Genomic DNA, 13,229 nt, shown 5'->3' on the forward strand with positions numbered 1-13,229 from the left:
TATATTACCTGACAGCTACATTGTATAATTCTTTGGCTGAATCTACTTCCACAATGTAAGTATCTACAGGACGCTTAAACAATATCATTTGTCCTGATTCATCTTTCTTTAAGTTGACATGACAAAACCATTCATCATCATTCTTTTCGGGGTAATCTAAACGGTAATGATAAAGTCCCCAACGAGTTTCTTGACGATATAATGATGCTCTGGCTGCCATTTCTGCACAGTCTCGAATAAAGTGAACTTCTAGACTACGCATCAATTCATGAGGGTCACGAGCGCCCATTAAATCTAATGTTTCTTGATATTGCACAAAATGTTTTAAACCAATCTCGATTTTATTACCTGATTTTGGTGGTTGTAGATAATCATTAACTAAGCGTCTTAATTTATATTCTACTTGGGTGTGAGGTACACCATTCGGACGAGTTAAAGGTGAATAAATTCTGGCTTTTTCAGCTTCTAAAAAATCTGTATCTGGCTCAATAAAATCTAAATCTTGGATATATTCAATGGCATGAGTTCCGGCTATGCGACCAAAAACAAATGCCCCAATCATGTAATTATGGGGAACGCTGGCCATATCTCCGGCTGCATATAAACCTGGGATGGTTGTTTGAGCGTTTTCATTCACCCACACACCAGAAGCACTATGACCACTACATAAGCCTATTTCAGAAATGTGCATCTCTACGCCGTGAGTGCGATAATCTTCATTTCTACCTTGATGAAAACGTTCTCTACTCGGTCGTTCATTCGCCCAAAGTATGGATTCAATCTCAGCGATTGTATCTTCATCCAAATGGGTCATTTTCAATTGGACTGGCCCTTTACCAGAATTTAATTCTTTCCAGATTTCCAACATCATTTGACCACTCCAATAGTCACAGCTAATGAAGCGATTTCCTTCGGCGTTAGCTGTATGTGCGCCAAAAGGCCCGGCAACATAGGCACAGGCGGGGCCGTTGTAATCTTTGATTAAAGGATTAACTTGAAAGCATTCAATATTACTAAGTTCTGCACCTGCATGATAAGCCATTGAATAGCCATCTCCAGCATTGGTAGGATTTTCATAAGTGCCGTAGAGATAGCCGGAAGCAGGTAATCCTAATCTGCCACAAGCACCTGTACACAGGATGACTGCTTTAGCTTGAATGACAATATAATCTCCGTTTCTGACATCAAATCCTACCGCACCAATAGCACGTCCTGCTTTGACTAAGACACGGGTTGCCATGACGCGATTTGTCACTTTGACTTTGTGGCGTTTGACTTGGCGGGTGAGAATTGTTTTGAGGTCTTTTCCTTCTGGCATGGGTAAGACATATTTACCCACACGATGCACTTGTTTTAAGTCATAGTTGCCTTGAGCATCTTTTTGAAATTTCACACCCCAACTTTCTAATTCTTGGATTACTTCATAACCTAATTTGCCTGTTTGATAAACGGCTTTTTGGTTGACAATCCCATCGTTAGCAAGGGTGATTTCGCGCACGTACTGTTCTGGGGTAGAATGACCGGGAATGACTGCGGTATTCACGCCATCCATACCCATTGCGATCGCACCACTCCGTCGGATGTTAGCCTTTTCTAAGATCAGCACCTCTGCATCGGGATTCGCTTGTTTGGCTTTAATTCCAGCCATTGTCCCGGCTGTACCGCCACCAATGACAAGTACATCCGTTTTTATTTGTTGGGTGTTGATGTCCATAAGCTTTTGCTAGTAGGGAGGAAGTTCTAAGATTTATTACTGTTCCAAACGATATCTTTGACTTGGATTTGCTTGGGAACTAGCTTAATTTTGTAAAAAGTATCCGCAATGTTTTGTTGCTGAGTGATTACTTCATCTGTTAGCGGTAAAACGCCATACTTTCGTCGTTTTTCGGCATTTTCTAATGCTGCTGCGGGAATACCTAACTCTGGTTCTAAAAACTTGGCAACTTCTTCTGGATTATTTGTTGCCCATTTATCTACTTTGCTGACTTCATCTAACAGGGTTTTCAACAAATCTGGATGAGAATTAACAAACTCTTGACGCGCAAGATAGTAACCCCGATTCGGTGCTAAATTTGTCGCATCTGTTAATATCCTAACCTTTGTGTCGTGTTCAACTGCTGCTAGGTAAGGGTCCCAAATTGCCCAAGCATCAACGTTACCACCAGTAAATGCTGCACGGGCATCTGCTGGTGTTAGATGTGCTGGTTGAATGTCGCTATACTTTAATCCGGCAGCTTCTACAGCTTTGACAACAAGATAGTTAGTGTTCGAGCCTTTAGCAAAGGCTACTCTTTTCCCTTTAAGGTCAGCAACCGTTTTAATTGGTGAATCTTTCGGTACAATAATTGCTTCAGCTTTGGGACCCCAAGGATCATAAGCAACATAAAGCAAGGGATTACCTCCAGCTTGGGCAAATATTGGTGGTGATTCACCTGTATAGCCAAAGTCAATACTACCTGCGTTCATTGCTTCTAGCATGGGTGGGCCTGCGGGAAATTCTGCCCATGTCACCGAAGCACCAGCAGTCGTTAAAGTTTGCGCTAAATTACCTCGGTTTTTGAGAGCACTGAGAATAGTCGCCGCTTTTTGATAACCGATACGAATTACCACACCTTGATTTGCTGTCTGTGTTGCTACAGAGTTACCTGTATTGTTGGCAGAACACGCAGATATCACAAGAGTCAAACTTAACCCACAGGTAAAGAATAAGGCAAATATGCCAATTCTGGATATTTCATAATTTTGAAGAAAGCTGCTGACAATCCTCATCAGTCGATGTGGTAAATACTTACTGAGCATACGTACATTAAACTACAAGCAATATCAATACTACTATAAATAGAGCAGCTTACCGTATTTTACTGATAGAATATTCACATAGATAAGCCGCAAATGCAAGATCCGAAAAAGTATGCCTATAAGGAAAACTACTATGGTTATTACGAATTAGCGCATAAAATTTTAGGGGTTTTTAAACGCAAAGGTCTGCTAAGGGAAGCGCAGAAGTACGCGGAGGATTTTTAAGAGGCGTTGGGTTTGATGCGTTGTAGGAAATCGATGTTTAAATCTAGGGCGTGTCATCAATTGAGCCAAATGACAGAAGCAGCCAGATAAATTGCACCTAGAAAGTTTGTAGCGCGTTTGTCGTAGCGCGTTGCGTCATGCTGGACTTTTGGAAAGACGGGTGATTTCGTAACGAGGGGAAAGTTTACAAGTGCCCTGGATTGGTCAAAGAATTAGCAATCCAGGGACTAGTACCGCAAGGCGGAAGTCAAAAGTCAAAAGTCACGCATAATTATATTCCAAGCTCTTGCGCCATTTGAAATGGTATGTTTATTTAGCCATGCTGTACTAGTACCTTATCTCCCCCCATACAGTTGTCGGCATACCTTCGCAACCTGGGCAATTACCAGCGGCATCACCGCTGATAAAGTTGCGCTCTGGATCGGTGACACTGTTCAGACCGTCTTGCAACACTACTGTCATCCAGAAGTGGTTAACGCTGAATGCCCCGATTTTTAGCTGCTACTAATTTGCTACTCAAAAATTACTTCTAAGTCAATTCCAGTCCACCTTGATAGCCAGTCACAATGCGGCCACCATCCTTGAGGATGTGGATTTCTATCTGGTCGCTAGCCCAAGTAATCTGGTCTTGGAAAGCCGGGTTTAACACCCGAACCCGTTGATTGCTAGAAGAAACTGGAGAATTGGGAGAATTAATTGCCAGAGATTGTACAAAAGGCCCGTCAATCAGGATATCAAGTTGTTCTAACAATGCTTGGGAACCTGGCGGCGCAGATTGGGACTGTAGCTGCTTAAGAGTGAACCCAGAAAAAGACATTACATTTAAACCAGCAGCTTTTACCTTCCGAGCTAAAGATGCTAGTGCAGTTGCTTGCCAAAAGGGTTCTCCACCAGAGAATGTTACACCTGTGTTGCGGGGATTGCTGAGAATATTTTCGGCAAGGGTATCAACAGCAATCAATTGGTTAGCCTCAAAAGACCAGGAGTTAGTATTAAAGCAGCCAGGGCACTCACGCAGACAACCTTGTACCCAGATGACTGCACGACAACCAGGGCCATTAACTTCTGATTGATCGACGTAACCCATAATATTGAGATAGCCTGGGGGAATTTCCATGAGTGCTAGCGATGGGTCAGTTGGCTTAATTTCCATCTCTTTAACTCCTTTTAGCCGTTAACTGTTAAATATAGCGAATCTCCAGTTAGATAACCGTGACAATGGTTATATAACTGGAGATTTAATTGATGATTAATCTCTCAAAAACTTTTGGGGGTTTGGAAAAGTCCGCTTTAACTTACTAGACTGAAGTTAGTTGCCTAATTAATATTGATTGTTCCATAACATAGAATAGATGACTGAACAAACTTCTAGAATTTGTATCCTTGGCGGAGGCTTTGGTGGTCTCTATACAGCCCTGCGGTTAAGCCAATTACCTTGGGAATCTACGCAAAAACCCGAAATTGTTCTAGTAGATCAAAGCGATCGCTTCCTATTCTCTCCTTTACTTTACGAATTACTCACTGGCGAACTGCAAACCTGGGAAATTGCCCCACCCTTTGAAGAACTTTTACAAGGTACAGGGGTGCGTTTTTATCAAGGAGTTGTGTCTGGAATTGACATTGACCAGCAACGGGTAAATATCCAAGAAGGCCCAGAAATCCCTTACGACCGATTAGTGCTGGCGCTAGGAGGTGAGACACCTCTAGATTTAGTCCCTGGTGCAACATCCTACGCCTACACATTCCGCACAATCTCTGATGCCTATCGTTTAGAAGAACGCCTGCGATTTTTAGAAGAATCGGATGCTGATAAAATTCGGGTAGCGATCGTTGGAGCTGGCTACAGTGGTGTAGAGTTAGCTTGTAAATTAGCCGACAGACTAGGCGAAAGAGGACGCTTTCGCATCGTTGAAATCGCCGACCAAATTTTGCGAACTTCCCCAGAGTTTAATCGGGAAGCAGCAAAGAAAGCTTTAGAAGCCCGTGGGGTGTTTCTTGACTTAGAAACCAAAGTAGAATCAATCGAACAAAATAGCATTTCCCTAGAGTACAAAAACCAGTTAGATACGATTCCCGTGGATTTGGTAATTTGGACTGTGGGAACTAGGGTTGCGCCTGTAGTGAAATCTCTTTCTCTCAAGCAAAATCAGCGTGGTCAAATCACCACTACATCCAATCTGCAAGTCCTCGATCATCCAGAAATCTTTGCCTTGGGAGATTTAGCAGACTGTCATGATGCTGAAGGACAGCAAGTCCCCGCTACTGCACAAGCGGCTTTTCAACAAGCTGATTATACTGCTTGGAATATCTGGGCAACTCTGACTAATCGCCCCCTCCTTCCCTTCCACTACCAGCAGTTAGGAGAAATGATGGCACTAGGAATAGATAACGCCACTCTCACTGGTTTGGGAATTAAACTAGATGGCCCCTTGGCATACGTCGCTCGCCGTGCTGCTTATTTATATAGGTTGCCAACTTTAGACCATCAGCTTAAAGTTGGTTTTAATTGGCTAGTCCGTCCGATCATAGAAACACTTTCTCGATAACTTTCAAGGTTGGGCATTGGGCATTGGGCATTGGGCATTGGTAAAAACCAAGATGTTTACGATGATTTGTTTTATTTCCGCCAATCTACTTAGCAGATGCTAGACTCTACCCACAGAAGCTCTTAACAAGCCAAAATCTAAAATTCAACATTCAAAATTTTCAAACTTTAATGGAACAACCGAAAGTTATTTTTTTAGATGCTGTGGGTACACTCTTCGGTGTTAAAGGTAGTGTGGGCGACGTTTATAGTCAGATAGCCCAGGAATTTGGCGTTATAGTTTCAGCTGAAACATTAAATACAGCCTTCATCCAAAGCTTTAAAGCAGCGCCGCCACCGATATTTCCAGATGCAGAACTGCAAGATATTCCCCAGCGCGAGTTTGATTGGTGGCGGATAATTGCTCTGAACACTTTTGAAAGGGCAGGTGTTCTCAAGGAATTTTCTGACTTTTCGGCTTTTTTTAGCGAACTTTACATTCACTTTGGTACTGGCGAACCGTGGTTTGTCTATCCCGATGTTCTACCAGCTTTAATCAACTGGCGGCGGTTGGGAGTCACTTTGGGAGTGCTGTCCAATTTTGATTCTCGGATTTACTCAGTATTGCAAAGTTTGGGATTGAGAGAGTTTTTTACTTCCGTCACCATTTCTACCCAGGTACGTGCAGCTAAACCCGATCCGCAAATTTTTGCTATTGCCTTAGACAAACATAAATGTTCTCCAGAGGCAGCATGGCATATCGGCGATAGCATTGTAGAAGACTATCATGCAGCTAAAGCAGCTGGACTTAGAGGCGTTTGGATTAACCGTGGTAAATGAGAATGAGGGGATACTTAGACGCTCCCACGGCTATGCAAACTTCTCTGTCACTCGTTTTCACGTAAAGCCGTAGAATTCTTGGCTGAATGAGTCCACTTAGCAAAAGTTGGTTTCTAAATTCATACTTCAATTCAGCAACGCCAAATTTTTAAAGTGGAATCCAATCCAATCTATCAATCCACTCTTCTGCCTCAGTCGCTTCCCAAATCAAATAAATTGTTTCTGCCCAAATACTAAGGTTCCCACTGGAACGCAACCAAACTAGTCCCCAAATATGTCCTCCATCTCCCCAGTGTTCTTCCAGATGTTCGGGCATACTTTTGCGGTTGTCTGTAACCAATATTACGTTGGGATAATTCCAGGTAGCGCAGGATATCTGGGTCAAGCGTACCTAATGGCGGTGCTTCGGGATCGCCTACGCGCAGAATAAGCTGTTAAGTACTTAATTTACACATTGAGACCGCAGGGGAGCAGAGGAGCAGGGGAGCAGGGGAGAGGGTTTGAAGTTCTTACCCACAATTTAAATTGTGCAACTTGTATGCACAACAGCTTATCTATTGGTGGATTGAGCCGCAAAACAGATGTCTTCAGCTTGGGCGACAAATTTTCATCAAGGAGAAAACGTACTTTCACCAAGAGTTTAGCAACTCCTGCTCACGTTGCGCCTTTAATGCTCTTTAACGTTGCATTAAAGGTGAAGGATTAGCTGATGATTCTTGATAGCGCTGTTCTCGCCACTTTGCTAGGCGTAACATATAAGCATCTATTTCAACACGATTATGCAGATAGTAGGTAAGCGTCGCGTAAATTTTCTCCAAATTCAGGGAAGGTAATTCCTCTATAATTTGCTCTGGTGAATATCCTTGCAAGTAATATTGAATCACATTATCAATACCAATGCGATGGCCTTTGATACGGATGTCATCTGGGTCTAAAAACTCAAAATAATCTTCTAGTTGCATTCATCTACCTCTCCAGGGTCTTTTAGCATTAATTCGTAATTGAATTCTATAATTACGAATTACGTTAGCGAGTCCGTGAGCATCATTATCAATTACGAATTATTTTGACATACTTTGTATTTATATTATCGAGACAAGAAACCACTCCAAGAGCGATCGCCTGATAAATTCCCTAGTCATCGGAAAACCTACCACTCCAAAATTTCCGATATTCTGCTCAAACGATGATGGATAAAGGGGACGGGGAAAAGTTAGAACTTAATGTATTAAGTTCAAAGACTCGTTCATCCACCTTTGAACTGGATTCATCTTAAATCCCAATTCTCAATGCCCAATGCCCCATCTCAATGCCCAATGCGCCCCAACACTCGTATGATCAACATATCAGGAAAACATAACAGCCAGATTTTTACCGCAAAATATGGGCAGTATTTGGGAAATCGATTTTTACTCCCGTCCGATTTTGGACGCTAATCAAAAAAAAGTTTGGGAAGTCTTAGTCTGCGAAAGCCCCTTGGATATCGGCACAAAAATAGACTCTTTGTTTCGCTATGCTCAATATTGTCCCAGTACCCAGGTAAATTCGGGCTGGTTGCGGACAGCATTGCAGGAGGCTATTAACCAAGCCGGAAAAGCGCCAATTAAAATCCGCTTTTTCCGCCGCCAAATGAACAATATGATTACTAAAGCCTGCCAAGATTTGGGCATTCCTGCCCAACCTAGCCGCCGCACTTTAGTTCTCAACCAATGGTTAGAACAGCGAATGGAAGAAGTGTATCCTCAAGAGGCAGGGTATCAAGGGGGGACTAATCCCTCAGTCCGCTTGGAGAAACCTTTGCCGCAACGTTTACCAGATGCTTTGGAAGGACAGCAGTGGGTATTTGTTACCTTAGATGGTGCGGATTTTGCTGATATGCCAGAGTGGGAAATTGGCTTTGGTGAAGCTTTCCCTTTAGAGTTGGCGAAAGTTTCACCCGAAGCCCGTATTCCTGGTATTTTGATTTTCTCATCGAGAGCGTTGCCCTTGGCTGGTTGGATGTCTGGTTTGGAGTTGGCTTTCTTAAGATTAGACACCAGCGAAGAGGCGAGATTGCTTTTAGAAACTGGTGTAACTGAAAGCTGGATTGTGGCAAATATCAAAAAAACTCAAATTCTAGCAGAAGCTAAAGGTTTTGAAGCAGCCAAGCAAAAAGCTAATGGAGTACATTTTCTCGGTATACAGTCCGATCCCAAAGCACAATCTTTTGCTGGTTTTTGGCTGTTGCAAGAGGTTAATCTGTGAAAATGGGCAGGGGGGCAGGGGAGCAGGGGAGAAGTTGCAGTAAGTTTTTCACCTCTGCCCCTCCGCACCTCTGCCCCTCTGCCTCTTGTGCCCAATGCCCAATGACAAATGACTAGATCCGTTGAGACATGACAATGATTTGGGATAATTAACTGCGTCCATCAGTATTGATCTGCGGTTCCAAATCGTAACTGTAAGGAAACACTGATGATTTTTGGATAGTTATCTGCGTTCATCACTGGAAAGTGCGATCGCACTTCTCTTGAGACAGCGTTGATATGCAGTTCAAAATCCACAATTCACTAAGGGTCATGGGTTCTGAAAATTTGTCACAAGATACACTAGCCGAGCAGTTGCTGGAACTAGCTATAAAATCTGGAGCAGAAGCTGCTGAGGTGTATCAGTCGCGATCGCTTTCTCGCCCAGTGTTTTTTGAGGCAAACCGACTCAAACAGCTAGAAACTAACCAATCTGAAGGCACTGCACTACGGCTTTGGCGAAACGGGCGTCCGGGACTAACGGTGGCTTACGGTTCTGTCTTAGCCGAAGTAATGGTGGAAAAAGCTCTGGCTCTGAGTCAACTAAATCAACCGGAAACTGTAGAATTAGGCTCTAACTCTCAGCCCTCCTACCCCGATTTAGGAGAAAGTTTACCGATAGAGGTTTTGGTGGACTGGGGCAAAGAAGCGATCGCACTCATCCGTGATGTCTATCCCGATGTTGTATGCAATGGTGACTGGGAATGTGATATTGAAACCACCAGACTAGTCAACACCAAAGGTTTAGATTGTCACTATACTGACACTACCCTCAGCTGCTATGTATCAGCAGAATGGGTACGTGGTGATGATTTTTTAAGTGTTGCTGATGGTCAAACTAAGCGGGGGGAACTTGACCCAGAGAGATTAGCTAACCAAATTTTACAACGGTTAATTTGGGCCAGAGAAAATATCTCACCTCCTACTGGTCGTGTGCCGATTTTGTTCACTTCTAAAGCCGCCGATATGCTTTGGGGTACTGTGCAAGCCGCTTTAAATGGCAAGCGAGTTTTAGAAGCAGCTTCACCTTGGGCAGAACGTTTGGGTAAGGAAGTCGTTGCACCCAGTCTCACCATCTACCAAGATCCAGAAGCTGGCCCTTACAGTTGCCCTTTTGATGATGAAGGCACTCCGACTCAATCTCTGGTATTTATCCAAAACGGAACTTTACAGCATTTTTATGGCGATCGCACCACCGGCTCTCAACTGGGTACTGATACCACTGGAAATGGTTTTCGCCCTGGTTTAGGTAGCTATCCCACCCCTGGTTTATTTAATTTTCTCATCCACCCAGGTTCGGCATCGCTACCAGATTTGATTCAACAATTAGATGATGGCTTGATTGTCGATCAAATGTTGGGTGGTGGCGGCAGTATTTCTGGAGATTTTTCGATCAACGTCGATTTAGGCTACCGCGTCCAAAATGGTCAAGTAATTGGGCGCGTTAAGGATACGATGGTTGCCGGTAATGTTTACACAGCCCTGAAGCAATTGGTTACACTAGGCAACGATGTTGATTGGAATGGTTCTTGTTATACTCCGTCTCTGATAGTAGAAGGGCTATCCACGACGGGGAGAAATAATTGAAGAAGAAGTCAGGAGTCAGAATTCAGAATTCAGAATTGATTATTACTCTACCTATAAAGAGATAGAGTAATAATCAAGGAAAAATATTTAACATTAGTTTCGCCCACTAGGGGCGAAAGCGCGTAGCGAGACGAAGTACGGTTTTAAACCATATATTCAGAGACTTTCTACGAGACGCTATGCGTAGCTGGCTTCTGGGCAAGAGTACGCGGACTCGCTACCGCGCTATCACCCAGTCGGACTCCAATTCATACTGAATTCTGACTCCTGAATTCTGAATTCTTTTTGATAAATTTGACATTATGTGGTACTCACCTATCTTCCAACGCTTGCGGCAACTGCTACAACCACGGCGTCGTTTAGCAATTTTTGAAGCTTGTCTGATTGGTTTGGTTTCTGCTCTTGGAGCAGTCTTACTTAAATCGGGGGTAGGATTGCTAGGTGCCTGGCGAGTGCAGACATCGCTGCTGCTACCAGCTTGGTTGGTGTTACCAGGTATCGGACTCGCCTTTGGATTCCTCGCAGGATGGCTGGTTGAGCGCGTAGCACCAGAAACTTCTGGGAGCGGGATTCCTCAGGTGAAAGCAGTGTTAGCCCGTATACCAATTGCTCTAGATTTGCGGGTTGCCCTGGTCAAACTAGTGGGTGGTATTCTGGCACTAGGTTCTGGGCTAGCTTTAGGGCGGGAAGGGCCAACAGTTCAACTTAGCGCAGCTTTAGCAGCTCAACTCAGTCGGTGGTTTCCGACTTCGCCAGATCACCGTCGCCAGTTGATTGCTGCTGGTGCTGGTGCAGGGTTAGCGGCTGCCTTCAATACGCCGATTGCAGGTGTGTTGTTTGTAGTAGAAGAACTGTTACAGGATTTTTCTGAATTTACCTTGGGTACTGCGATTCTGGCTTCTTTTATCGGTGCCGTCGTCTCGCGCGTATTGGGTGGTCGCAGCCTGGATCTCAATCTAGCATTAACTGCTTCCAAGACTGATTTTTTTGTTCAAGATATTCCCTTCTATTTGGTGTTGGGGGTTGTGGCTGGGTTGATGGGGGCGTTATTCAATCGCGGGATTATTGCCAGCTTAACTGTTTACCGCCGCTCTCTCCGTTTTGGATTACCTGTTCGTGTGGCTCTAGCTGGGTTAGTGTCTGGGATGATTGTGGCATTACTACCTATAGCGTTTCGAGACAACACGGGACTGCGGGAAATTTTAATTACAGGTGAGGCTAGCTGGTCAATAGCCGCGATCGCTTTTATCTCCCAATTTATTCTAACTCTCGTCGCTTATGGCTCTGGTGTGCCAGGAGGCTTATTTGCTCCCGCTTTGACCCTTGGGGCTGCCCTTGGTTACTTGGTAGGTATGGGAGAACAGACTTTGCTTCTTCCTTTCGGGATAGCGAGTGGATTACCAATTACTTATGCCTTGGCAGGAATGGGCGCATTTTTTACTGCGGTAGCCAGAGTGCCCATGACGGGGATAGTAATTGTGTTTGAAATGACTACAGATTTTAACTTAGTGCTGCCTTTAATGATTGGCTCTGTAACATCGTATCTAGTCGCCGAAAAGTTAGCGCCAGGATCGCTATACGACAAACTTTTAGCGTGGAATGGCATAACTATCGAAAAAGCAGCACCGGCGGGGGGGATAATGACAAATTTGACAGCCAAAGATGTCATGCAGCAACAAGTAGAAACTCTCGATACAGAGATGCCTTTAGATGAAGTGATCCAAGCATTCGCCCGTTCCCATCATCGTGGTTTTCCAGTGGTAGAGGAAAGTAAACTTGTAGGAATTGTGACGCAATCAGATTTACTAAATATTCGCGATCGCAATTTAGCAACCGATACTCCCTTAGGGGAAATTATGACTACCACTCCGGTGACAGTAACACCAATTCACACCCTAAGCAATGTCCTGTATTTACTCGATCGCTATCAAATCAGTCGCTTACCAGTCGTAGATGGACGAAAACTGATTGGAATTATTACCCGTGGAGATATTATTCGGGCGGAAGCAGACCATCTTAATGGTGAAAATGCGACCCCAAGACTGCGACCAGAACCTTCATACATAGTTTACCAGACGCGATCGCCTAGCACTGGGAGAGGTAGATTATTAGTACCCGTAGCTAATCCCGAAACAGCAGGTGTTTTATTACTTATGGCAGCAGCTATTGCCCGCGATCGCCATTATGAAATAGATTGCGTGCAAGTGATGCTGATACCCCGCCACAGTTCCCCATCAGAAACACAGGTAAGAACGGCAAAAAGTCGCCGCTTGCTACGACAGGCAGAAGTTTTAGCAAAAAAGTGGAAAATTCCCTTGCACACGCAGATTCGAGTTACCCACGATGTGGCGCAGGCAATTTTGGAGACAATCAACGAACAACACATCGACCTAATTCTAATGGGATGGAAAGGTAACACATCTACCCCTGGTCGGATTTTTGGCAACGTTGTTGACACCATAATTCGCCAAGCCACGTGCGAAGTCGTATTAGTAAAATTAGGCACTACTCCCCATTACCCCTTATCCCCAGAGGGGGCCCCACCTTCCCCACTCTCCACTCAGCACTCCTTTAACCGTTGGCTAGTTCCAGTGGCTGGTGGCCCCAATTCCCCACTGGCAATTAAATTGCTACCAGCTTTAATTACATTGGGAAACGATCCGAAAATTCGCCTGACACAGGTGTTTAAGCCATCTGAACTCAAGCCAGATATGTCAATTTCAGAACAAGCCATCCGCCATTTGATGCGTCGCCGCAAATTGTCTACTACTGTAGTTGCTCTCCCAGTACAAGCTAATTCAGTCGCTGAAGGTGTGATTAACCTAGTGCAAACCGAAGGTTACGACGTTGTACTTTTGGGAGCTTCCCGCGAGGGATTGCTACAGCAAGCAATTCAAGGTAATATTCCCGAAGCGATCGCCTCTGGTGTAGAAAGTACAGTGATTTTGGTTAGAGGTGCGATTCAAAAGTAA

At 44.2% G+C, this 13,229-nt stretch carries 10 protein-coding genes; 5 read left to right on the top strand and 5 right to left on the bottom strand.

Translation table 11 applies throughout. The features are described from left to right. Window positions 1–4: 4 nt before the first annotated feature. The 3 genes from HWQ40_RS00245 to HWQ40_RS00255 all read right to left on the bottom strand — a co-directional run bounded on the left by HWQ40_RS00245 (window position 5) and on the right by HWQ40_RS00255 (window position 4,177). On the bottom strand, window positions 5–1,714 hold the full coding sequence (locus HWQ40_RS00245; protein WP_292774138.1) for a fumarate reductase/succinate dehydrogenase flavoprotein subunit: 1,710 nt from the start codon (window positions 1,712–1,714) through the stop codon (window positions 5–7). 26 nt (window positions 1,715–1,740) lie between these two features. Next, window positions 1,741–2,799 carry a sulfonate ABC transporter substrate-binding protein gene (locus HWQ40_RS00250; protein WP_292774140.1) on the bottom strand — a complete coding sequence of 353 codons (1,059 nt, stop codon included), beginning with the start codon at window positions 2,797–2,799 and terminating at the stop codon, window positions 1,741–1,743. Window positions 2,800–3,553: 754 nt separating this feature from the next. Beyond that, window positions 3,554–4,177, bottom strand: coding sequence for a 4Fe-4S single cluster domain-containing protein (locus HWQ40_RS00255; RefSeq protein WP_292774142.1), 624 nt, complete (start codon window positions 4,175–4,177; stop codon window positions 3,554–3,556). Window positions 4,178–4,376: 199 nt separating this feature from the next. On the opposite strand from HWQ40_RS00255, the gene HWQ40_RS00260 reads away from it, so the two are divergent. Next, entirely contained in the window at window positions 4,377–5,570 is a 1,194-nt protein-coding gene (locus tag HWQ40_RS00260; protein ID WP_292774144.1) for an NAD(P)/FAD-dependent oxidoreductase, read from the top strand. 170 nt (window positions 5,571–5,740) lie between these two features. Beyond that, the gene (locus tag HWQ40_RS00265; RefSeq protein ID WP_292774146.1) at window positions 5,741–6,388 is read left to right on the top strand and encodes an HAD family hydrolase; all 648 of its coding nucleotides are present in this window, start codon (window positions 5,741–5,743) and stop codon (window positions 6,386–6,388) included. A gap of 148 nt (window positions 6,389–6,536) precedes the next feature. Here the strand turns inward: HWQ40_RS00265 and HWQ40_RS00270 are convergent, their stop codons facing one another. Further along, a complete protein-coding gene (locus HWQ40_RS00270; RefSeq protein ID WP_292774148.1) occupies window positions 6,537–6,773 on the bottom strand; it encodes a hypothetical protein in 237 nt (78 codons plus the stop codon). A gap of 292 nt (window positions 6,774–7,065) precedes the next feature. After that, entirely contained in the window at window positions 7,066–7,350 is a 285-nt protein-coding gene (locus HWQ40_RS00275; protein WP_292774150.1) for a DUF433 domain-containing protein, read from the bottom strand. Between the two features lie 421 nt (window positions 7,351–7,771). Here HWQ40_RS00275 and HWQ40_RS00280 point away from each other — a divergent pair, with 421 nt between their 5' ends. The 3 genes from HWQ40_RS00280 to HWQ40_RS00290 all read left to right on the top strand — a co-directional run bounded on the left by HWQ40_RS00280 (window position 7,772) and on the right by HWQ40_RS00290 (window position 13,229). Further along, complete coding sequence (locus tag HWQ40_RS00280) at window positions 7,772–8,632, top strand: Tab2/Atab2 family RNA-binding protein (RefSeq protein ID WP_292774152.1); 861 nt, start codon at window positions 7,772–7,774, stop codon at window positions 8,630–8,632. A gap of 311 nt (window positions 8,633–8,943) precedes the next feature. Beyond that, a complete protein-coding gene (locus HWQ40_RS00285) occupies window positions 8,944–10,257 on the top strand; it encodes a TldD/PmbA family protein (RefSeq protein ID WP_292774154.1) in 1,314 nt (437 codons plus the stop codon). Between the two features lie 302 nt (window positions 10,258–10,559). Beyond that, window positions 10,560–13,229 (top strand): chloride channel protein, encoded by a 2,670-nt coding sequence (locus HWQ40_RS00290; RefSeq protein WP_292774156.1) that lies wholly within the window; start codon window positions 10,560–10,562, stop codon window positions 13,227–13,229.

Origin of the sequence: Nostoc sp. NMS9, from assembly GCF_017114995.1 — a bacterium.
Lineage (GTDB): Bacteria > Cyanobacteriota > Cyanobacteriia > Cyanobacteriales > Nostocaceae > Nostoc.

Excerpts from the sequence above, each read along its gene's own strand:
- HWQ40_RS00245 (WP_292774138.1), bottom strand. The coding sequence starts at position 1,714 with ATGGACATCAACACCCAACAAATAAAAACGGATGTACTTGTCATTGGT.
- HWQ40_RS00250 (WP_292774140.1), bottom strand. The coding sequence starts at position 2,799 with ATGCTCAGTAAGTATTTACCACATCGACTGATGAGGATTGTCAGCAGC.
- HWQ40_RS00255 (WP_292774142.1), bottom strand. The coding sequence starts at position 4,177 with ATGGAAATTAAGCCAACTGACCCATCGCTAGCACTCATGGAAATTCCC.
- HWQ40_RS00260 (WP_292774144.1), top strand. The coding sequence starts at position 4,377 with ATGACTGAACAAACTTCTAGAATTTGTATCCTTGGCGGAGGCTTTGGT.
- HWQ40_RS00265 (WP_292774146.1), top strand. The coding sequence starts at position 5,741 with ATGGAACAACCGAAAGTTATTTTTTTAGATGCTGTGGGTACACTCTTC.
- HWQ40_RS00275 (WP_292774150.1), bottom strand. The coding sequence starts at position 7,350 with ATGCAACTAGAAGATTATTTTGAGTTTTTAGACCCAGATGACATCCGT.
- HWQ40_RS00280 (WP_292774152.1), top strand. The coding sequence starts at position 7,772 with ATGGGCAGTATTTGGGAAATCGATTTTTACTCCCGTCCGATTTTGGAC.
- HWQ40_RS00285 (WP_292774154.1), top strand. The coding sequence starts at position 8,944 with ATGGGTTCTGAAAATTTGTCACAAGATACACTAGCCGAGCAGTTGCTG.
- HWQ40_RS00290 (WP_292774156.1), top strand. The coding sequence starts at position 10,560 with ATGTGGTACTCACCTATCTTCCAACGCTTGCGGCAACTGCTACAACCA.